This window comes from uncultured Marinobacter sp. (genome assembly GCF_913055835.1).
Taxonomy (GTDB): Bacteria; Pseudomonadota; Gammaproteobacteria; order Pseudomonadales; family Oleiphilaceae; genus Marinobacter.
Window position 1 is genome coordinate 1 of the sequence record NZ_CAJXKQ010000039.1, and the last position, 20,234, is coordinate 20,234.

Below are 20,234 nucleotides of genomic sequence, written 5' to 3' on the forward strand. Positions count from 1 at the left end.
AGCCTCTGGTACAGCGCCAGGCTGGTAATCGGCAGATCCGGGAACCAGAGCCACAGGAACATGGCGCCTTCGGGTTTGTGAACATACCAGCGGCAGCTGTCCTCTCCCATGGCTTCCCGAAAGGCAGCCACCGCCCGCTCCATCTTCGCTTTGTAGAACGGGCAAACCACATCCCGGCTCAGGGACAGGATCTCACCGGAGCGAACCAGCGGCTCCGCGAGCATGGCGCCAAAACTGCCCGTCGCCAGATTCATAATGGCGTTAATCCCGGAGAGCGCTTTGATTACCGGCTCGGCCGCAATGACGATACCGGTCCGCGCTGCGGGCAGGCCCAGCTTCGAGAGACTCAGACAGAGGATTATCTGGTCGTTCCAGGTGGGGCTGGCGTCGACGAACAGCAAGCTGGGGAAAGGCGTGCCATAGGCGCCGTCAACGATCAGTGGAATATCGTGTTGGCGAGCAAGCTCTTCTAGTCGCGCGAGTTCCTCATCAGTAACGACGTTACCGGTCGGATTGGTAGGCCGCGACACGCAGATGGCCCCGGTCTCGCCGGTCACTTCCACGGCGTCAAAATCCACCCGATACTTGAATTCGTGGGCATCAGTGAACGAGATATCCGGCTGAACCGCGTGGAACAGGCCCGGTTCGATGCCGGCATCGGCGTAGCCGATATACTCGGGCGCGAGTGGCAGCAGGATATGCTTGCGATTGCCTTCCCCATAATCGCCACCAAACATGTTGAACAGCATGAAGAACGCCGCCTGACTGCCGTTGGTCAGAGCAATATTCTCGGGCTTCAGGCCCCAGCCATACTCCCGGTTGAGCAGTTCAGCCAGCGAGGCGATAAACTGCTTTTCGCCCTGGGGTGGATCGTAGATACCGACCAGCCGGCGCACATCGCCCTCGTCGCGGCTCATATCCGCCAGAATTTCCTGAACTCTCTGCTGGATCTCGGGAATGTGCCCGGGATTGCCGCCTCCCATCATGATCATGTCGTCGCCGGATGCCATGGCATTCCCCAGGTCATCCATCAGGGAGGTGATGCCGGCATCGGCGGTGAACTTGCGACCAAAAGCAGAGAGTTTCATGGGATAAAATCCATCTGACCTGAATCTGAAAAAACGGGTAATACCAGAAGTGTAGCCTGCTCAATCCCCAACGTTTATTCGCTGAGCGAAATGCCAAGGTTACTGACGCCCTCGTTGGCCGCATCCTTCCGGAGACGGGCCACGAACTGATCGGTTGGTGTGCGCTGACGCTTGAGCTCAAGGACCAGCTCGCGCTGGAAGGTTTTGTCTTCTTTCATCAACGGGTGATGATCAAGCAGACGAACGAGTTCGTCTTCCTCGAGCTCCTCCCCTTCGGACAGCTCGATAAAGTTCATGACAGTGCCGGTGGCCATTTGCGAGGCATCTGTAGCACGGTGCTTGGCCGGGTTCAGGCGGTTCAGCAGGGCCTGCTCCAGAAGCTGACAGAAGTCGAAAGCCGGGTACACACCGTAGGCGTCGTAGGCTTCTACGTCTGGCGACAGGGTTTCCAGCTTGGCAAGCAACTGCGGGATCGCCGATTCGGAGACGTCCTTTTGGAGCAAATCCCAGCCAAGATCCAGAAGCTGGCGCATTTTGGCACCGGTCTTCAGGTCCATGGCATCGGCAAACAGGGCGTAATTGGGGAATGAACGCTCGGCCAGGGCCAGCAGGAAGGCGCATTCGCGCCAGCCCTGCAGTTGTGAAACGGCTTTCAGGAACTGGTTGGCGTTCATGTCCTGGGCAGGGTCACGCCGGTCTGGCCAAGATACTTGCCGCCCCGGTCTTTGTAGCTGGTTTCACAGATCTCGTCGGATTCGAAGAACAGCATCTGGGCGACGCCTTCGTTGGCGTAGATCTTGGCCGGCAGGTTGGTGGTGTTGGAAAATTCCAGGGTAACCTGGCCTTCCCATTCCGGCTCCAGCGGGGTGACGTTGACGATAATGCCGCAACGAGCATAGGTGGATTTGCCCAGGCAGATTGTCAGGACGCTGCGCGGGATGCGGAAGTATTCAACGGTGCGGGCCAGCGCGAAGGAGTTCGGCGGGATGATGCAGACGTCGCCGGTGTAGTTGACGAAGCTGTTTTCGTCGAAGTTCTTCGGGTCCACGGTGGCGGAGTGGACGTTGGTGAAGATTTTGAATTCGTTGCTGCAGCGTACGTCGTAGCCGTAGCTGGAGGTGCCGTAGGAGATCACGCGGCCTTTTTCGGTTTCACGAACCTGTCCGCTTTCATACGGTTCGATCATGCCGTGTTGTTCGGACATCCGGCGAATCCACTTGTCGGATTTGATGCTCATTGGCGAAGTCTCGTATCCACTGGGAAAATTGGGGCGTAGTTTACCTGTTCCCTTGGGGTCTGTCGAAGCCCACGGAGGTTCCGCCTTGAGGGGGCTGCGGTTACAGGGATAGCGTTCCAAAAACCGCTACGAGCACATCCATGTGCGCTTGTCTCAGGCCGTCCCTGGCCTTCGACATTTTTGGAACGCTATCCCTGCAACCGCGAGCAAGCCTTGTGCAAACCCGCAGGAAAAAATCGATCAATGCTCGGTCACTGAAACGCTTGAGATCGAACCGGAAAGGTTCCGCTCCCGAGTGGACAGTTCGGCCCCTACTCTTCTCGCGATATCGCGGTAACGACGGGCCACTTCGGAGTCCGGTTCGGCGATCACCGAGGGGGTGCCGCCGTCGGTCTGTTCGCGGATGGTCATGTGCAGGGGCAGCTGGCCGAGGAGGGTTGTGTCGTATTCTTCGGCGATGCGTTCTCCGCCGCCGTGGCCGAAGAGGGGTTCTTCGTGGCCGCAGTTGCTGCAGATGTGGACGCTCATGTTTTCGACCACGCCCAGCACGGGGATGTCGACTTTGCGGAACATTTCGATGCCTTTTTTGCCGTCCAGGAGGGCGATGTCCTGGGGCGTGGTGACGATGACGGCGCCGGTTACCGGGACTTTCTGGGCCAGGGTGAGCTGGATGTCGCCGGTGCCGGGAGGCATGTCGACGATGAGGTAGTCGAGTTCGTTCCAGAGGGTCTGCTGGAGCAGCTGCATCACGGCGCCGCTGACCATGGGCCCGCGCCAGACCATGGGGGTTTTCTCGGTAACGACGAAGGCCATGGAGTTGGCCTGGAGGCCGTGGGCGTCCATGGGGACGAAGTATTTGTTTTCGCGGGTGTCCGGGCGTTTGCCTTCGGGCACGCCGAGCATCATGCCGATGCTGGGGCCGTAGATGTCGGCGTCGAGGATGCCGACCCTGGCGCCTTCGGCCTGCAGGGCCAGCGCGAGGTTGACGGCGGTGGTGGATTTGCCCACGCCACCCTTGCCCGAGGCGACGGCGATGATGTTTTTCACGCCGGGCACCGAGGGCAGGTCTTTCTGGACTTTGTAGGAGTGGATTTTCTGGCCCACGTGGACGTCGACATTCTCGACACCGTCGACGTCTTCCAGGGCGTTACCGACCAGTTGTTTCAGGGCGCCAGCAATGCCTTTTGAGGGGTACGGCAATTCCACCATGAGGGTGACGTTTCCGTTGTCGTCGGCGTTCAGGGATTTGACGGCACCCAGCTCGTAGAGGTCCTTGTTGAGGTAGGGATCGCGGTACTCGCGAACCGCAGCTTGCAGGGCCTGCTCAGAAATCTGTGTCATCGGGTTCTCCGGAATAAGCTCATGCTCGATTTTAAGCACGGAAACAGGTGATTCGGGTGAAAATTATCTGCTCGGAAGGTATCATCTGTGCCCGTTTCTGACCATATGGGGTCTTTACCTGGGGCAATCAATCAAGACAGCCGCCAGTTCCCCGTTTTGTCTCTCCAACCCGTGTCAACATAAGGTTCGGACATCACCATGACGCAAGCGAGCAAGCAACAGCGCGATATTCTGGTTACCAGCGCCCTGCCGTACGCCAACGGCCCTATCCATCTCGGGCACCTGCTGGAATACATTCAGACCGATATCTGGGTGCGCTACCAGAAGATGCGGGGCCAGAACTGTTACTACGTTTGCGCCGATGATGCCCATGGCACCGCCATCATGCTGCGAGCCGAGCGGGAAGGTATTACCTCGGAGCAGTTGATCGACCGGATCCGCGAGGAGCACCAGGAAGACTTCGGTGGGTTCCATATCCGCTTTGACAACTATTACACCACGCATTCCGAGGAGAACCGTCAGTTCTCGGAGTACATCTACCGTCAGCTCCAGGAAAACGGGCACATCGCCACGCGCAAGATTACCCAGTCCTACGACCCTGAAAAGAACATGTTCCTGGCGGACCGGTTCATCAAGGGCACCTGCCCCAAGTGCAAGACCGAGGACCAGTACGGGGATAACTGTGAGGCCTGCGGCGCTACCTATACGCCGGCCGAGCTGATCAATCCGCGCTCAGCGGTTTCCGGCGCCACGCCGATCGAGAAGGAATCCGAGCACTATTTCTTCAAGCTGCCGGATTTCCAGGATTTTCTGGCCAGGTGGACCCGCAGCGGCACGCTCCAGCCCCAGGTGGCCAACAAGCTCGCGGAATGGCTGGACGCCGGACTTCAGGAATGGGACATCAGCCGTGATGCGCCCTACTTCGGTTTCGAGATTCCGGACGCGCCAGGAAAGTACTTCTACGTGTGGCTGGATGCGCCCATCGGGTACCTCGCCAGCTTCAAGAACCTGTGCAACCGGGAAGGCATCGATTTCGAGCACTTCTGGAAAGCGGATTCCGAAGCCGAGGTCTACCACTTCATCGGCAAGGACATTATCAACTTCCACGCGCTGTTCTGGCCGTCGATGCTGCACGATGCCGGCTTCCGCACACCGTCCGCAGTCTGGGCCCACGGCTTTGTCACCGTTAACGGCAAGAAAATGTCCAAGTCCCGCGGCACATTCATCATGGCTCGCACCTACCTGGACCATCTGAACCCGGAATACCTGCGCTACTACTTCGCCGCCAAGCTGACCGGTAGCGTGGATGACATGGATTTGAATCTTGAAGACTTTGCGGCACGGGTGAACTCGGATCTGGTGGGCAAGGTCGTCAACATTGCCAGCCGCAGTGCTGGTTTCATTACCAAGCGCTTCGACGGCCAACTGGGCCAGGTGACCGAGCACGCCAAAATGAAGGAGTTCATCGAGGCCGGCAAGGAAATCGAGGAGTTCTACGAGACCCGCGAATTCGGCCGTGCGATGCGTCGGATCATGGAACTGGCGGACGTCGCCAACCAGTACGTCAACGACGAACAGCCCTGGGTGATCGCCAAGCAGGAAGGCCAGGATGAAAAGCTGCAGGCCATCTGCACCAACGCCATCAACATGTTCCATCTTCTGATGACGTACCTGGCGCCGGTACTGCCGGAAACCGCCAAGGCTTCCGAGGCGTTCCTGAATGCGCCCCTGGACTGGAACAACCGTAAGGCGCGGCTGGAGAACCACGGCATCGACAAGTTCAAGCCGCTGATGAGCCGTGTGGACATGGCCCAGATCGAGAAAATGCTGGAGGCCTCCAAAGAGGAATTGCCTGCAGCGACCGGCAAGCCGGCACCTGAGGCCAATCTTGAGCCTATCGCCGATGAAATAGAATTTGGCGATTTCGCAAAAGTGGATCTTCGGGTTGTTAAAATTGTCAAAGCCGAGCACGTGGAAGGCGCCGATAAGCTTCTTCGCCTAACCCTTGACGTAGGGCATGGCGAGCGCAACGTGTTTGCTGGTATCAAGTCTGCCTATAAGCCGGAAGATCTCGAAGGTCGTTTGACGGTGATGGTTGCTAACCTCAAGCCACGGAAGATGAAGTTCGGGATGTCCGAGGGCATGGTTCTGGCGGCAGGCCCCGGTGGCAAAGATATCTTTATCCTGTCCCCGGATTCCGGCGCCACCCCCGGCATGCGGATTATGTAAGGGCGGCCAGGCAACGCTGGCAGGGGTCCAATGGAGCAAGGTAAATGACCGAATATCTGCTGATTCTGGTCAGCACCATTCTGGTGAACAATTTTGTACTGGTTCAGTTCCTGGGCCTGTGCCCGTTCATGGGCGTCTCCGGAAAATTGGAGACAGCCATGGGCATGTCGCTGGCCACCACGTTTGTGCTGACCCTGGCATCAGTGTGCAGTTACCTCGCCTATACCTATCTGCTGGAACCACTGGATCTGGCGTTTCTCAGGACCATCACGTTCATTCTGGTTATTGCCGTGGTGGTGCAGTTCACAGAGATGGTGGTTCGCAAGACAAGCCCACTCCTCTATCGAGTGCTGGGTATTTTCCTTCCGCTGATCACCACGAACTGCGCGGTGCTCGGCGTCGCCCTTCTGAACATCAACAAGAACAATAACTTCGTTGAGTCGGTATTGTATGGATTTGGCGCAGCGGCGGGCTTTTCCATGGTTCTGGTGCTGTTTGCGGCCATGCGTGAGCGTATCGCCGTGGCCGACGTGCCGGTTGCCTTTCGCGGTGCCGCCATCGGCCTGGTTACGGCCGGGCTGATGGCTCTGGCTTTCCTGGGCTTTGGCGGCCTGGTCAGCGTTTGACCGGCTGGCGGGATTAGGAGTAACAGGTTATGTGGACAAGCGTTCTTGTTGCCGTTGTGGTTCTTCTGGCCCTTGCCGTTATTTTCGGCGGCCTGCTCGGATTTGCGGCCGAACGATTCAAGGTAGAGGGAAATCCCCTGGTCGACCAGATCGATGCCCTTCTGCCCCAGACCCAATGCGGCCAGTGCGGCTATCCCGGATGCCGGCCCTACGCTGAATCCATTGCCGAAGGTGGCCCCATCAACAAGTGCCCGCCGGGTGGCGAGTCCACCATCAAGGCACTGGCCGACCTCCTTGATGTGGAGCCCGAGCCACTGGACGCCGAGCATGGCGTTGAGCAGGTCAAAAGGGTGGCGGTTATCCGCGAAGACGAGTGCATCGGTTGCACCAAGTGCATCCAGGCCTGCCCGGTGGATGCCATTCTCGGCGCCGCCAAACACATGCACACGGTAATTGAGAGCGAGTGCACCGGTTGCGATCTGTGTGTTGATCCCTGCCCGGTAGATTGCATCGACATGGTGACGGTGGAACCGGACATTCGCACCTGGACCTGGACACCGCCCAAATCCGGACTCATTGCCACCGATCGCCAGGGAGCCAGCGCCTGATGACTCAACTCTGGGACTTCTCCGGCGGCATCCATCCTCCGGAACACAAAGACGTTTCCACCGCCCGCCCGATTCGCAACGCTGGCGTGCCGGACTACCTGATTCTGCCACTTCAGCAGCACATTGGCGATCCAGCCGAAGCCATTGTCGAAGTGGGCGAACGGGTATTGAAGGGCCAGAAAATTGCCGATGTGAAAACGGGCATGGGCGTTCCCGTTCATGCCCCAACGTCCGGCGTTATTGAAAGCATCGCCGACTACCCAGTGCCCCATCCTTCCGGTATGGCCGACCGGTGCATCACCCTGAAACCGGATGGTGAGGACCAGTGGTGCCAGCGCAGTCCCGTGAAAGACTACCGTGCGCTGGAGCGGGACCAGGTTCTGCAGATCATCCGCGATGCCGGAATATCCGGCATGGGCGGCGCCGGCTTTCCCACCAACATCAAACTCCGGCCACCGCGGGACCGCAAGGTAAGCACGCTCATCCTCAACGGTGCCGAATGTGAGCCCTACATCACCGCTGACGACATGACCATGCGGGAAAAAGCCGACGAGGTGGTCGCCGGCCTGAAAATCATGGCCTGGATTCTGCGCCCCGAGCGTTGCGTGATCGGCATTGAAGACAACAAGCCGGAGGCCATTGCCGCCCTTCGAAAAGCCACTGAAGGCACCCAGACCGAAATTGCGGTTATTCCGACCAAGTATCCCTCGGGTGGTGAAAAGCAGCTGATCCAGATACTGACCGGCATGGAAGTGCCCAGCGGCGGCATTCCGGCCGATATCGGTGTGATGTGCCAGAATATAGGAACCGCGGTGGCCGTGGCACAGGCGGTTTTTGAAGGAACACCGCTGATCTCCCGTGTGGTGACCATCACCGGAGAAGCCGTCCGGGAACCGGGCAATTTCGAAGCTCTTATCGGCACGCCGATTGAACATCTGCTGGAGCAGGCCGGTATCAACCAGGACACCGTCAGCCGCCTGGTCCTCGGCGGACCCATGATGGGCTACACGCTGACCACGGAAGCAGTACCGGTGATCAAGACCACCAACTGCGTGATCGCCGCGACCGCCACTGAATTGCCGGCACCCCCGTCGGAGCAGCCCTGCATTCGCTGCGGGCAATGCGCCGAAGCCTGCCCCATGGAATTATTGCCGCAACAGCTTTTCTGGCACGCCAAGGCCACCGAGTTTGAAAAAGCGGAACACCTGAACCTGTTCGACTGCATCGAATGCGGGGCCTGTTCTTACGTGTGCCCGAGTTCCATTCCACTGGTTCAGTACTATCGATTCGCCAAGGGCGAAATCCGTGCCCAACAGGCCGAGCAGTTGAAGGCAGACCGGGCCCGTGAACGGTTCGAGGCCCGCCAGGCCCGCCTGGAGCGCGAGCAGCAGGAAAAAGAGCTCAGGCGGAAGGAGCGCGCAAAGGCCGCAGCCGAAGCGGCAGCCAAGAAGCAGGCCGAAGCCGAGAAAGCTGCGGCCGAGGGTGAGGCCGTTGATGAGCGGGCCGCCAAGTCCGCACTGGTTGAACAGGCCCTGGCCCGCAAGAAAGCAAAGGCGGAGGCATCTCAGCCGCCTGCCCCCAGCGCGCAGCCGACCCCCAGTGCCCCGCCTGCAGAGCAAAAACCGGATATTGAGGCCCTTGAAAAGCAACTGACTCAGGCCCGGTCCAAGCTGGAAACCATGCAAGGCATGCTTGATGATGCTAAAGCCCAGCAGGCAGACAACGTAGAAAAGCTGGAGCGGGCCGTTGCCAAGAACCACGACCGGGTACAACGGGCTGAAGAGGCGCTGTCTGAAGCCAGAGAAAAGCTGGCCGCCGGCTCAACTGAATCCCAGCCAACCCACTAACCGAGATCAGGCACCACATCCATGGCATTCGTTCAGCAGTCATCGCCCCACGCACACAGTGCCCGGCCAACGTCCCGTGTGATGTTGTGGGTGCTTATTGCGGCCTTGCCTGGCCTGCTGGCCCAGACTCTGTTCTTTGGCTGGGGCAACCTGATTAACGTGGTCTTCTGTGTCGGGCTGGCGATCGCCTCTGAAGCCGCCCTGCTGAAGCTCAGGAAGAAACCTGTGGCGTTCTTCATCAAGGACAATACAGCAGCCGTCACAGGCCTTCTACTGGGCCTTTCACTGCCTCAGTTTGCGCCCTGGTGGGTCTCCGCCGTCGCGGTGATTTCAGCCATCGTTGTTGCCAAGCAACTATACGGCGGGCTGGGCTCAAACCCGTTCAACCCCGCCATGGTGGGCTACGCCCTGGTTCTGGTTTCATTTCCGGTGGCCATGACAACCAACTGGGCGGAACCTGCCATGCTCTGGGACGGAGCACCCGGCTTTGGTGAAACCCTGGCGACCATTGCCTCCGGCCAGCAAACAGCGCTGGACGGCTGGACCATGGCAACGCCGCTTGACGAGTACAAACACAAGATAAACACCCACACCGCGGCCGAGGTTCTCAATCACCCGACCTTTGGTGCGGGGATCGCCAAAGGGTGGGAGTGGGTCAACGCCGCGTTTCTGGCCGGAGGCCTGCTACTCATCGGTCTGCGCATTATCAGCTGGCATATTCCGGCAGGATTTCTTGGCGGCCTGATCGTAATGAGCGTGGCTTTTGGCAGCAATGCCGACCTATACACACCGCTCTCACTGCATCTGCTGGCAGGTGGAACCATGCTGGGTGCGTTCTTTATCGCCACCGATCCGGTATCGGCCGCTACCAGCCACCAGGGCAAACTGATCTACGGGGCCGGGATTGGCATCCTGATCTACCTGATCCGTACCTGGGGCAATTATCCGGACGCCGTGGCGTTCAGCGTTCTGCTGATGAATTTTGCCGTACCGTTCATCGACCATTACACACCTCCGAGGACATACGGCCATCACAAGGCCCGTCGGGGTGTGCCGGGGAGTCAGGGATAATCATGGCTGCAGTTGCACAGTCCATTCGTCGCAGTGCCATCGGGCTCGGCTTGTTCGCCGTGATCACCGGTGGCACCATCGCCGTGACCCAGGTGGCCACCGAGGAGCGCATTCGTGAACAGGCGGCCCGTGCCGAGGCCCAGGCCCTCTATGAAATTATTCCGGAAAGCCGGCACAACAACGATCTGCTCAGGGACACTGTGCAGCTACCCGCCAGTGAGCGGCTGGCGCAGCCCGGCCCCCTGACCGTCTGGGTGGCTCGACAGAACGAGCGCCCCATTGGCATGATCATGCCCGTGGTGGCCCCGGACGGGTACTCCGGAAAAATCCACCTCCTGGTGGGCGTGGATATGCAGGGAACCATTCTCGGCGTGCGGGTAACCAACCATAAAGAAACGCCGGGGCTGGGAGACCAGATCGAGACCCGGAAATCCGACTGGATCAAGAGCTTTGATGGCCGCTCTCTGGGCAGGCCCCCGCATCGAGAGTGGAACGTCAAAAAGAATGGTGGAGAGTTCGATCAGTTCACCGGCGCGACCATCACACCAAGGGCTGTGGTGAAAGCTGTTCAGAAGGCATTGATCTACTTTCGGGAAAATCGTCGGATTATTCGTGAGCGGCTCAATGAAGAACCGTCACCGAGAGACAGCACTCTGAACCCTGAAGCAATTGCCGGTGAATCGTCCAATACGGAGCATTCCTGATCATGGCAACCAAATCATCCAGCGAAATCGTCCGGGACGGGCTCTGGGGCAACAACCCCGCCCTCGTCCAGGTGCTTGGGCTCTGTCCTCTTCTGGCAGTGACCAGCACCGTTGTTAACGCCATCGGTCTGGGCCTGGCCACACTCATGGTGCTCATGGGGTCCAATCTCGCGGTGTCGCTGATTCGCAATTTCGTGAGCGAGTCTGTGCGTCTGCCCGCGTTTGTGATGATCATCGCCTCATTCGTGACCTGCGCCGAGCTGCTGATGCAAGCCTTTACCTATGAGCTGTACCTGATCCTGGGTATTTTCATTCCATTGATTGTCACCAACTGTGCCATCCTGGGCAGGGCCGACGCCTTTGCCTCGAGGAATCCTCCACTCCCGGCACTGTTGGACGGAGCCATGATGGGCCTCGGTTTTCTCGCGGTTCTGGTGGTTCTCGGCGGGCTTCGGGAACTGATCGGACAGGGCACTCTTTTTGTCGACATGCACCTGCTGCTCGGCCCCGTTGCCGCCGACTGGGTGTTACGTCCGTTCGACAATTACCCGGACATGCTGTTCATGATTCTTCCACCGGGCGCGTTCATTGGTCTCGGCCTGCTGATCGCCCTCAAGAACGGAATCGACAATCACCTGGAAGAGCGCCGCAAAGCCAATGAACCAGCACCCGTGGCAGCGGGCAGCAAACGGGTCCGGGTTACCGGCAACGTTTCCTGATCTCCTGGTTGCAGAAGACTGAGAGCTGATGAATAAACAGAAACGCATTGAGATCTTCACCCGTCTCCGGGAGGCCAACCCCAATCCGACCACCGAGCTGAACTATTCCAGCCCGTTCGAGCTGCTGATTGCGGTTATTCTGTCGGCCCAGGCCACGGACGTGGGCGTGAACAAGGCCACCGACAAACTCTTTCCGGTAGCCAACACGCCCGAGGCCATCCTCGCGCTCGGGGTTGATGGCCTGAAGGAGTACATCAAGACCATCGGCCTGTTCAACAGCAAGGCCGAGAATGTGATCAAAACCTGCCGCATCCTGGTTGAAAAACATGGCGGCCAGGTACCGGAACGCCGGGAAGATCTTGAGGCACTGCCGGGAGTCGGTCGCAAAACCGCAAACGTGGTCCTGAATACCGCCTTCGGCCACATGGCAATGGCCGTGGATACCCATATCTATCGGGTGTCGAACCGAACCGGCATCGCTCCGGGCAAGAATGTTCTCGAGGTGGAAAACCGGTTGATGCGCCTGGTGCCGAAGGAGTTCCTGCTGGACGCGCACCATTGGCTGATTCTGCACGGCCGCTACACCTGTACTGCCCGAAAGCCCAAATGCGGCGCCTGTATCATCGAGGACCTTTGCGAGTTCAAGCAGAAACGGGACTATCTCTGAACTGAGGTCGTAAAAAAGCCGGCATGTTGCCGGCTTTTCGTTTTCCAGAAGCAAGGCTTAATCAGCGCTGGCCAAGCATCTTCTCTTTCAGATCCTTCTGTGCCGGCTTATCAGACAGCCAGATTCCGAACAGGGCCTTTTTGAAGGCCAGATCGCCAACGGTGTCCTTGTGCTCACCGTTCTTGAGAACGCGAACGCCCTCGCCCGGCAGATACACCAGATCAAATACGTCACCCTCGGTGATCTCTTCCTCGAACACGGCCATGAACTGGTCAACATCCTCCTGGATAGACGCCATATCGCCGTCGGTAGAGGCTTCAAAACCCTCCAGGGTCGCCTCCGTCATACGTTCGCTGGTAATCATGCCGGAAATGATATGCAGAGTAATCGCCTGGGGCTCATCTGCGTTAATCACGGCCTCGCCATCGTCGATGGTCTCCGGGACGTACAGGCCTCCGACATACAGATCCATGAACCACTTGGAACGGGTACCTGCGCCATTGAGCTTCAGTTCAGTATCCATGGTTGAATAGGTATCCGGAACATCAACACCTTCCACGGTGAGTGCAGCCGCCGGTGCCGACAGCAGGGCCGTCATTACCAACGAGGCAAAGCCGGTTGTAAGAGCCTTCTTCATAGTCCTTTCCTTTTCGATCGTTATTATTGACGTGTTTCATTCGTGCACCGGGTTTCGACACCCTTATCCCCGCCCGGTCACGGCATTCTACCAACGAGGCTGGCGGGCAGTGCGCAACCTGGTTCTCATTTGCAGCGATCCTGAAACACAAAAAAGCCGGCCAGGAATACCCTGGCCGGCTTTTCTATCGGAAGATCAGAAGGGCTTATTTGAAAAGCAGGTTTCCGGACAAGCCTTCCTTCTCCAGAATTTCGCGCAGACGACGTAGCGCCTCAACCTGGATCTGCCGGACGCGTTCGCGGGTCAGACCGATTTCCTGCCCCACTTCCTCCAGCGTACTGACCGGGTAGCCCCGAAGACCAAACCGGCGTGACAAGACTTCCTGCTGCTTGTCACTGAGCTGATCGATCCACTTTTCCAGGCAGGAGCACATGTTGTTGTCCTGCAGGAGATCCGCCGGATCTGAAGCACCCTCGTCAGCCACGGTGTCCAGAAGCGACTTTTCACCTCCAGTGCCGATGGGTGTATCCATCGATGCCACGCGCTCATTCAGGCCAAGCATGCGCTTCACGTCGGCTACCGGCTTATCGACCATTCTCGCGATTTCTTCGGCCGACGGCTCATGATCCAGTTTCTGAGTCAGCTCCCGCGCCGCACGCAGGTAAAGGTTGAGTTCCTTGACCACATGAATCGGCAGACGGATGGTGCGGGTCTGGTTCATGATGGCCCGCTCAATGGTCTGGCGAATCCACCAGGTGGCGTACGTGGAGAAGCGGAAGCCACGCTCCGGGTCGAATTTCTCAACCGCCCTGATCAGACCGAGGTTGCCCTCTTCGATCAGGTCCAGCAGTGTCAGGCCCCGGTTCACGTACCGACGGGCAATCTTCACTACAAGACGAAGGTTGCTCTCGATCATACGTTTGCGACCGGACTCCTCTCCCTTTCGAGCCAGACGGGCAAAGTAGACCTCTTCTTCCGGCGTAAGGAGTGGTGAAAATCCAATTTCGTTGAGGTACAGCTGAGTGGCATCCAGCTGTTTTTGACTGGTGAAATAACGTCCCTGAGCGGGAAAATCTTCTTCGACTTCAGCCACCTCTTCGGTAGCCTCTTTATCGACTTTTTCTTCTGCTAACAGTTGATCCTCGGCATCGTCCATGTCCGACACGCGATCAATGATGATGTCTTCTTGCTCTGCTGACATTTGTCTTGCCCCGCCTCTCAATAATCCTGGATGTTCGCCCGATACTTCTTGTTATTGCGGACGTCTTTGTGTTCATGCTTTTTTCTTCAGGACATTTTGTTGGTCGGCCTGTCACGGCCTTGTACCGTTCTTGTTTTTCTTGCGAACGCGGTGTTCCTGTCAGTGCCGGGGTGTGGGATCTGAGCAGCCTGCTGACTGCATCATTCGTTAGCGCGGTGGCAGATAGTGGACTGGATCAACCGGATTGCCATTCTTGCGGATCTCAAAATGCAACATGGGTCGTTCAGCGCCACTGCTACCGAGCTCTGCGATCACCTGCCCGGCTTTCACATCCTCCCCTTCCTGCACCAGAATCTTCCGGTTGTGAGCGTAAGCACTCAAATAGTGCTCGTTGTGATTCACGATAATCAGATTGCCGTATCCAAGCAACCCGTTACCGGCATAGACCACATTCCCGGTGGCCGCAGCTCTTACAGCATCCCCGGCTTGCCCGGCAATATCAATACCTTTATTGACTTTTCCGGATGTTGAATAGCCAGCAATTACAGTGCCAACGTGAGGCCAGCGCCATTCAATCCGGGCCACCGTCTGGGTCTGGGAGGCCAGCGGCGCGCCCTTACTGGGTGCCCTGGTTACCGCAGGTTTCGGCGCCGTGGTCGCTGTCTGTTTTGGCGGCGAGGCCCTGCTCGGCGCTTTGCTTGCCGGGGCAGCCGGTCTGCTGGCAGTGGTAGTCTGACTGCCCGAGGTTACACTTCCGCGAAGGTCCAGACGAAGTACCTGCCCTGCCTTGAGATTCCATGGCGGGCCAATCCCATTGGCATCACCCAGCTCACGGTAGTCTCGACCATACCGCCAGGCGATGCTGTACAGGGTTTCACCAGGCTGGACCACATGCCGCCCCCAATAGACAGGGGGATTATAGATGTCGTCCTGGTAGAGTGCCGGCGTGTTACAGCCAGACAAAAACAGCAAGGCGATGAAAGGGAAGAACAGTAAAAGCCTGGTTGGCTTTTTTTCCGCAGGACGAGAGGGTTCAGAGGCACCGGAAAGGAACCGCGGGGAGACCGGTAGAACGGCACTGACTAGCCCACGAAAAAATCTCACAGGAATAAAAATGACCCAGTTATGAAAAATCCGTATAAATCATCTTGATTATCGAAGCAGTTTCTAAACTTTTTAAAGTAACTTGCTAATATATTGCACATTTCTCGCAGGAAACCAAGTTACTACCCGGCCACCCCTGTTACCTCACGAAACACCCGTTTTGTGCGTTAGGTAACACTCTCGCGCCGGGAACCGATCCATTCCACCAGCAGAACAAGGCCGAAACCAGCCAGTGCCATGACCACGGCGAAAAGCACCTGGGGGTCCTGCCCTGCCTGTTCCGCGAAGGTCCAGGGCCAGACACTGGACTCATTCAGAGGCACTTTTTCACCAGAGCTGTTAACCCGCCAACTGAGCGTTTCCTTCCAGGGCCAGACTTTGTTGAGCGCCCCGATCATGAAGCCAGTGAGCAAAGCGAGCACCAGATCGTGGAAATGATGGAACGCCCAGGTGATCAGGCGGGCAATGGATAACAGGCCAACCACGCAACCTGCCATAAACAATAGCAGAATGCCCACCTCAAACGATTTGATCGCTGCCAGCACGGGAGCATACATACCGATAATAACCAGTATAAAACTGCCCGAGATGCCGGGAAGAATCATGGCACAGATCGCAAGCGCGCCGGCGCCGAAAAACGCCAGTGCAGACGGCGAGAGTTCACTTGCGGAGAGGGTGGTTACCCACCAGGCGACAGCAACACCCACTAGTAGCGGGATCAGCAAAGCGGGTTTGTAGTGCCGGACCTGACGCCCCACATGCCACACCGAGGCCACAATCAAGCCGAAGAAAAAACTCCAGATCAGGATAGGATACGCCACCAGCAAATAGCTGATGGCGGAGGCCAGTGTGGCGATACTTGTCAGAATGCCCGCCAGCAAACAGACCAGAAAGGTCCCGTCACAAACGCGCCAGAAAGCCCTGAACTTTCCCCGCACCAGGTGCTGGAAGACTGCCGCGGGAACGGCGTTGATCGCTTCAAGGAGCCGGAAATAGATGCCGGTAATAAATGCAATGGTGCCCCCGGACACACCGGGAACAATATCAGCCGCGCCCATAGCTATACCCCGCAGAAAGACTGCCGCGGGATGATGATTTCGGGCCGTTTCGTTATCAGCGTCGGAGCCAAGTCTTACGGAGTCAACCATGCCTATCGGACAACCCCGCCCAGCAGCGGTACAAACCGGACCGGCTCCAGCTCTTTGTGGTCGAAACGGTCGCCCCGGCGGGTTACCTCCACCAATACCTGGTTCTCTTCGCCTACAGGCGCAATCAGAACACCACCGTCAGCCAGTTGGGCGAGTAATTCGGCAGGCACTTCAATGGGCGCAGCGGTCACGATAATGCCATCGAAAGGGCCCCGTTCAGGCCAACCCATGCCACCGTCAGCGTGCTTCAGGAACACGTTTCGGGCGTTGAGCTGACGTAACCGGTCCCGGGCCCGATCCTGCAGTGCCTTGATCCGCTCGACGCTGTAGACTTCCGGAAACAGGCGAGCGAGCACCGAGGTCTGGTAGCCTGATCCGGTCCCCAGTTCCAATACCCGCGATGGCCCATGAGCCAGCATCAATTCCGTCATGCGCGCCACAATGTACGGCTGGGACAGGGTCTGGCCATATCCAATCGGCAGGGACGTGTCCTCATAGGCCCGGTGAGAAAGGGCCTCATCCAGGAAGATGTGCCGTGGCACCTCCGCCATGATCTCGAGTACCCGGTCCGATTCGATGCCGGCTTCCCTGAGACGCTGGACCAGTCGCATCCGGGTGCGCCGGGAGGTCATCCCGATGCCTTCAAGCTGAGCAGTCATCCCCGGTCCTCCGGCGAATCCGCCAGGGTATCGACCCAGTCCCGGAGACGGGACAGAGCCTCATGCCGGGTCATGTCTATGTGGACCGGTGTAACAGAAACATAGCCCTCCCGGACCGCGTTGAAATCCGTGCCAGGTCCGGCATCGCCGCCCTCACCTGCCGCCCCTATCCAGTATCGTTCCTTACCACGGGGACAGGTCATCGGAACCGCGCCTTCAGCCCGCTCTCGATGGCCCAGGCGGGTTACCCGAATGCCCTGCAAGTCTTCCCAGGGAACATCCGGAACGTTTACGTTGAGGATGGAGCGCGGCCCAAGCGACAGGGGGCGCTCGTTTTCTAGCAGCAGCCGGACCACCCGGGCCGCTGTCTCATAGTGGAAGTGGCCATCGTTGACCAGGGAAACGGCAATGGCCGGAAGGCCAAGGTGACGCCCCTCGGTGGCTGCGGCAACAGTACCTGAATAAATGATGTCATCGCCAAGGTTAGCGTGGGTATTTATTCCGGAAACTACTCTGTCGAACGGCTCGGTGAACAGACCGTTAACCGCCAGATGAACACAGTCCGTCGGGGTGCCATCCACAGAACGGAACCCGTTGGGATGCTCTTCCACGGTCAAAGGTCTATTGAGGGTAAGGGCGTTGCTGGCGCCGCTATGGTCCCGGTCGGGCGCTACGACCTCCAGTTCACCCAGCCCCTTCAATCCCTCGAACAGGGCAATAAGCCCCGGCGAATGAACGCCGTCATCGTTCGACAACAGAATACGCACAGTGTTCTCCGCTAGCCTTGTTGTTCGTTATGTCGGCTGAGGCTCATGTCCTCAAGCTCGAAAATATCACTCAAAATCGTTGTGGCGTACTGGCCGGGTGACAAAAAGAACGTCAATTCCAGGGTGTCCTCAGCCAGCCACTGCCAGGTGAGCCTCTCGGGCTTTACCGACAGGGGCCGCCGCTCTGGCTTCATCCGGGTGACCGAAAACAGACTCGCCAAACCCGGGGTTTGCGCAACAACGTCCCTTTCAAGAGTTGCCAGCGACCCGGAAGCCGTTGTGCCGCCGTCACCCCACAGCGGTCCCGTTGCCTCTGCCTCGGCCCAGCTGCCATCTTCTACCCGAGCTGCAAGCACCTCGTTGAACAGCCATGAACGTGCCGCCGAAAAATACAATACGTTTTTCGAGCCGTCGCTGCCAGCACGCTTTTTGCCTCCGCGGCCTTTTCCGCCAGATCGGCCCCGACGATTCAGGGTGGCGGGATCCAGATGCAATGCCCGGTCAAGGTTAGCGCCACCGTTGCCGAACCGTTGGGGGCCAAAGTAATTGGGAGCGCCAATATCTGCGAGGCGGGCCAACGCACGATCGATGACCTCGCGTTCCCCGGTAACGGTTCGCAGGGTGATAACAAAGCCATTGCCTTTATGCTCCCCTCGCCGCAATTTCCGAGCCTGTCGGGAGGCCGCCAGAACTGGCCAGCGAGTGGCAATTTCCTCAATCAACAAGGCGTCCCGAGCTTCACAACCGGGCCGATAGAGACTGAACCATTGGCGTGTGACCGCGTGCCGATCCTTGAGGCCGCAGAAGCCGACATCAAAGCTCCGACAATCCGCCATTCTGGCCAGTTCACGGGCAACATATTCGGTGTTATCGCCCACTTTCTCCAGTTTCAGACAGAGATGCTCTCCACTTCCCGTGGTTGCGCCTGCTTCGAAATCGGAGCCGGCTTCCGGCACTTCGAGTAACTCGTCGACAATGAAATCCCGGGGCGTCGTCTTCAAGCGGCCCGAAGCAACACGGCCACCACCGGAAGTTGGCCAGTCAAGACGCCAGCTGGTCACGAATCCACCGGCTCAAGCAGACAGATGGCCTGACAGGCAATGCCTTCACCGCGCCCCGTGAAACCCAGTTTTTCCGTGGTCGTGGCTTTAACGCTCACACGGTTGGCCGCTACGCCCAGATCTTCCGCAATATTCAGTCGGATGGAATCAATGTGAGGTGCCATTTTCGGAGCCTGTGCAATGATCGTGGTATCCACGTTCACCACACTGAACCCTTCGTCTCGAACGCGCCCCATCACCCGACGCAGAAGATCACGGCTGTCGGCGCCCGCCCACTCATCACTGGTGTCCGGAAAGAAATGTCCGATATCGCCAAGTGCCACGGCACCCAGCAGCGCATCCGCCAATGCATGCAGCAGGACATCACCATCGGAATGGGCCTTAAGCCCTTGGGAATGCGGAATGCTCACGCCGCCAATAATCACAGAGTCGCCTTCACAGAAGGCGTGGACATCAAAGCCCTGACCAATACGCATAATGTGCTCCGGAAAACCCCGAAAATTCAGAACCGGCTGAGGATAAAGCCTGCGAGCGCCAGATCCGCGGGGACCGTGATCTTGATATTATCCGGCCGCCCTTCGACCAGAACCGGCATGTTACCGGAAAACTCCACGGCAGAGGACTCATCCGTTACCGGAAGCTCTCTGGCGAGAGCAGATTCCAGGGAATCAACAAGAATTCGATAACGAAACATCTGTGGCGTCAGCGCCCGCCACAGATTTGTTCGATCAACTGTTTCGGCCACTTCGGGGAGTTCGCCATTGCCGGCCTTCTTGAGGGTATCGGCCACGGGTGAAGCCAGCAGCCCACCGACAGGATGGCTGTAGAGTTGATCAATAAGATTGGAAAGGTCCCGGGTATGAAGACACGGCCGGGCCGCATCGTGAACCAGAACCCAGTCATCATCCCTGACCTGTTCCGCCATGGCGTGCAGTGCCGACAACACCGAACCCGCCCTCTCAGAACCGCCGGTACAGGTCTGGATGCGGCTATCGCCGCTGGCGACAGTGTCCGGCCACCAATGATCGGCCGGATGAAGTGGCACCATGCAGCCGGAAAAAGGTGCGGAATCCATCAATCGTGAGAGGGTGATGTCTAGAATGAAACGTTGGTCTATCCGAAGGTACTGTTTCGGTTGCCCGGCCTGCATGCGCTGGCCGATGCCGGCGGCGGGAACAATCAGCCAGAGTCTCGGAGCAGGCATAGACAATCAGTTTTCAACAACCAGGAAAAAGGTCTCGTCTTCTCGTATCAGGCCAAGGTTCATTCTGGCCCGCTCTTCCACGGCGCCCTGCTCATTGCGCAAATTCCTGACCTCGGCATAAAGACGTTCATTGCGGGTCGCCAATTCGGCATTTTCTTCACGTTGCTCGGCAATGGACTTTTCGAGCGCCCAGACCTGTGCAAAGCTGCCTTCCCCGACCCACAGGCGCACCTGCAGCAGGAGAATCACAACCACCATTATGGTCCAGAGCAACTTCATCGCCGATTCCGTTCAAAATTAAATCAATCAAAATATC

Annotated in this window: 22 protein-coding genes; 8 read left to right on the plus strand and 14 right to left on the minus strand. The window is 58.1% G+C overall.

The features are described 5' to 3' along the window. The 4 genes from QZ534_RS16680 to apbC all read right to left on the minus strand — a co-directional run. A partial coding sequence (locus QZ534_RS16680) for a valine--pyruvate transaminase (RefSeq protein ID WP_296936046.1) occupies positions 1-1,088 on the minus strand: 1,088 nt, incomplete at its 3' end. Positions 1,089-1,162: 74 nt separating this feature from the next. Next, complete coding sequence (locus tag QZ534_RS16685) at positions 1,163-1,762, minus strand: YjaG family protein (protein ID WP_296936048.1); 600 nt, start codon at positions 1,760-1,762, stop codon at positions 1,163-1,165. Beyond that, on the minus strand, positions 1,759-2,325 hold the full coding sequence (gene dcd / locus QZ534_RS16690) for a dCTP deaminase (RefSeq protein WP_064230566.1): 567 nt from the start codon (positions 2,323-2,325) through the stop codon (positions 1,759-1,761). The genes QZ534_RS16685 and dcd overlap by 4 nt, the downstream gene beginning before the upstream one ends. A gap of 240 nt (positions 2,326-2,565) precedes the next feature. Beyond that, a complete protein-coding gene (apbC, locus tag QZ534_RS16695) occupies positions 2,566-3,666 on the minus strand; it encodes an iron-sulfur cluster carrier protein ApbC (protein ID WP_069184543.1) in 1,101 nt (366 codons plus the stop codon). Between the two features lie 198 nt (positions 3,667-3,864). Here apbC and metG point away from each other — a divergent pair, with 198 nt between their 5' ends. Genes metG through nth form a run of 8 tightly spaced genes read left to right on the plus strand, consistent with a single transcriptional unit; the run spans position 3,865 to position 12,137 of the window. Continuing rightward, a complete protein-coding gene (gene metG, locus QZ534_RS16700; protein WP_296936050.1) occupies positions 3,865-5,895 on the plus strand; it encodes a methionine--tRNA ligase in 2,031 nt (676 codons plus the stop codon). A gap of 44 nt (positions 5,896-5,939) precedes the next feature. After that, on the plus strand, positions 5,940-6,521 hold the full coding sequence (gene rsxA, locus QZ534_RS16705; protein ID WP_008172856.1) for an electron transport complex subunit RsxA: 582 nt from the start codon (positions 5,940-5,942) through the stop codon (positions 6,519-6,521). 29 nt (positions 6,522-6,550) lie between these two features. Then, positions 6,551-7,129: an electron transport complex subunit RsxB gene (rsxB, locus tag QZ534_RS16710; protein ID WP_296936053.1), complete on the plus strand. Its 579-nt coding sequence runs from the start codon at positions 6,551-6,553 to the stop codon at positions 7,127-7,129. After that, on the plus strand, positions 7,129-8,976 hold the full coding sequence (rsxC, locus tag QZ534_RS16715; protein WP_296936055.1) for an electron transport complex subunit RsxC: 1,848 nt from the start codon (positions 7,129-7,131) through the stop codon (positions 8,974-8,976). The genes rsxB and rsxC overlap by 1 nt, the downstream gene beginning before the upstream one ends. Before the next feature lie 21 nt (positions 8,977-8,997). Then, entirely contained in the window at positions 8,998-10,047 is a 1,050-nt protein-coding gene (gene rsxD, locus QZ534_RS16720) for an electron transport complex subunit RsxD (RefSeq protein WP_296936057.1), read from the plus strand. Positions 10,048-10,049: 2 nt separating this feature from the next. Further along, a complete protein-coding gene (rsxG, locus tag QZ534_RS16725; protein ID WP_296936058.1) occupies positions 10,050-10,751 on the plus strand; it encodes an electron transport complex subunit RsxG in 702 nt (233 codons plus the stop codon). A 2-nt stretch (positions 10,752-10,753) separates the two neighbouring features. Next, positions 10,754-11,470 carry an electron transport complex subunit E gene (locus QZ534_RS16730; RefSeq protein ID WP_296936060.1) on the plus strand — a complete coding sequence of 239 codons (717 nt, stop codon included), beginning with the start codon at positions 10,754-10,756 and terminating at the stop codon, positions 11,468-11,470. 28 nt (positions 11,471-11,498) lie between these two features. Further along, positions 11,499-12,137: an endonuclease III gene (gene nth / locus QZ534_RS16735; protein WP_296936063.1), complete on the plus strand. Its 639-nt coding sequence runs from the start codon at positions 11,499-11,501 to the stop codon at positions 12,135-12,137. Between the two features lie 61 nt (positions 12,138-12,198). Here the strand turns inward: nth and QZ534_RS16740 are convergent, their stop codons facing one another. From QZ534_RS16740 to QZ534_RS16785, 10 genes are all read right to left on the minus strand, one after another. Continuing rightward, positions 12,199-12,774, minus strand: coding sequence for a chalcone isomerase family protein (locus QZ534_RS16740; protein ID WP_296936065.1), 576 nt, complete (start codon positions 12,772-12,774; stop codon positions 12,199-12,201). Positions 12,775-12,979: 205 nt separating this feature from the next. Continuing rightward, positions 12,980-13,975: an RNA polymerase sigma factor RpoS gene (gene rpoS / locus QZ534_RS16745; RefSeq protein ID WP_296936067.1), complete on the minus strand. Its 996-nt coding sequence runs from the start codon at positions 13,973-13,975 to the stop codon at positions 12,980-12,982. Between the two features lie 207 nt (positions 13,976-14,182). Then, positions 14,183-14,866, minus strand: coding sequence for a peptidoglycan DD-metalloendopeptidase family protein (locus tag QZ534_RS16750; RefSeq protein WP_296936069.1), 684 nt, complete (start codon positions 14,864-14,866; stop codon positions 14,183-14,185). A gap of 380 nt (positions 14,867-15,246) precedes the next feature. After that, entirely contained in the window at positions 15,247-16,137 is an 891-nt protein-coding gene (locus QZ534_RS16755) for a DUF368 domain-containing protein (protein ID WP_296936103.1), read from the minus strand. 92 nt (positions 16,138-16,229) lie between these two features. Next, on the minus strand, positions 16,230-16,886 hold the full coding sequence (locus QZ534_RS16760; RefSeq protein WP_296936071.1) for a protein-L-isoaspartate(D-aspartate) O-methyltransferase: 657 nt from the start codon (positions 16,884-16,886) through the stop codon (positions 16,230-16,232). Continuing rightward, positions 16,883-17,653 (minus strand): 5'/3'-nucleotidase SurE, encoded by a 771-nt coding sequence (gene surE / locus QZ534_RS16765; RefSeq protein WP_296936078.1) that lies wholly within the window; start codon positions 17,651-17,653, stop codon positions 16,883-16,885. Before surE ends, QZ534_RS16760 begins: the two co-directional genes overlap by 4 nt. 11 nt (positions 17,654-17,664) lie before the next feature. Continuing rightward, complete coding sequence (locus QZ534_RS16770) at positions 17,665-18,714, minus strand: tRNA pseudouridine(13) synthase TruD (RefSeq protein ID WP_296936079.1); 1,050 nt, start codon at positions 18,712-18,714, stop codon at positions 17,665-17,667. After that, positions 18,711-19,190 carry a 2-C-methyl-D-erythritol 2,4-cyclodiphosphate synthase gene (gene ispF / locus QZ534_RS16775; protein WP_296936081.1) on the minus strand — a complete coding sequence of 160 codons (480 nt, stop codon included), beginning with the start codon at positions 19,188-19,190 and terminating at the stop codon, positions 18,711-18,713. The genes QZ534_RS16770 and ispF overlap by 4 nt, the downstream gene beginning before the upstream one ends. Before the next feature lie 26 nt (positions 19,191-19,216). Then, positions 19,217-19,918, minus strand: coding sequence for a 2-C-methyl-D-erythritol 4-phosphate cytidylyltransferase (gene ispD / locus QZ534_RS16780; RefSeq protein WP_296936083.1), 702 nt, complete (start codon positions 19,916-19,918; stop codon positions 19,217-19,219). Positions 19,919-19,924: 6 nt separating this feature from the next. Next, a complete protein-coding gene (locus tag QZ534_RS16785; protein ID WP_296936085.1) occupies positions 19,925-20,197 on the minus strand; it encodes a septum formation initiator family protein in 273 nt (90 codons plus the stop codon). Positions 20,198-20,234 lie beyond the last annotated feature (37 nt).

Coding starts and splice junctions, on each gene's coding strand:
- rpoS (WP_296936067.1), bottom strand. CDS start 13,975: ATGTCAGCAGAGCAAGAAGACATCATCATTGATCGCGTGTCGGACATG.
- rsxD (WP_296936057.1), top strand. CDS start 8,998: ATGGCATTCGTTCAGCAGTCATCGCCCCACGCACACAGTGCCCGGCCA.
- rsxG (WP_296936058.1), top strand. CDS start 10,050: ATGGCTGCAGTTGCACAGTCCATTCGTCGCAGTGCCATCGGGCTCGGC.
- QZ534_RS16785 (WP_296936085.1), bottom strand. CDS start 20,197: ATGAAGTTGCTCTGGACCATAATGGTGGTTGTGATTCTCCTGCTGCAG.
- rsxB (WP_296936053.1), top strand. CDS start 6,551: ATGTGGACAAGCGTTCTTGTTGCCGTTGTGGTTCTTCTGGCCCTTGCC.
- QZ534_RS16760 (WP_296936071.1), bottom strand. CDS start 16,886: ATGACTGCTCAGCTTGAAGGCATCGGGATGACCTCCCGGCGCACCCGG.
- metG (WP_296936050.1), top strand. CDS start 3,865: ATGACGCAAGCGAGCAAGCAACAGCGCGATATTCTGGTTACCAGCGCC.
- rsxA (WP_008172856.1), top strand. CDS start 5,940: ATGACCGAATATCTGCTGATTCTGGTCAGCACCATTCTGGTGAACAAT.
- QZ534_RS16685 (WP_296936048.1), bottom strand. CDS start 1,762: ATGAACGCCAACCAGTTCCTGAAAGCCGTTTCACAACTGCAGGGCTGG.
- QZ534_RS16740 (WP_296936065.1), bottom strand. CDS start 12,774: ATGAAGAAGGCTCTTACAACCGGCTTTGCCTCGTTGGTAATGACGGCC.
- ispD (WP_296936083.1), bottom strand. CDS start 19,918: ATGCCTGCTCCGAGACTCTGGCTGATTGTTCCCGCCGCCGGCATCGGC.
- dcd (WP_064230566.1), bottom strand. CDS start 2,325: ATGAGCATCAAATCCGACAAGTGGATTCGCCGGATGTCCGAACAACAC.
- apbC (WP_069184543.1), bottom strand. CDS start 3,666: ATGACACAGATTTCTGAGCAGGCCCTGCAAGCTGCGGTTCGCGAGTAC.
- QZ534_RS16730 (WP_296936060.1), top strand. CDS start 10,754: ATGGCAACCAAATCATCCAGCGAAATCGTCCGGGACGGGCTCTGGGGC.
- nth (WP_296936063.1), top strand. CDS start 11,499: ATGAATAAACAGAAACGCATTGAGATCTTCACCCGTCTCCGGGAGGCC.
- rsxC (WP_296936055.1), top strand. CDS start 7,129: ATGACTCAACTCTGGGACTTCTCCGGCGGCATCCATCCTCCGGAACAC.
- QZ534_RS16755 (WP_296936103.1), bottom strand. CDS start 16,137: ATGGGCGCGGCTGATATTGTTCCCGGTGTGTCCGGGGGCACCATTGCA.
- ispF (WP_296936081.1), bottom strand. CDS start 19,190: ATGCGTATTGGTCAGGGCTTTGATGTCCACGCCTTCTGTGAAGGCGAC.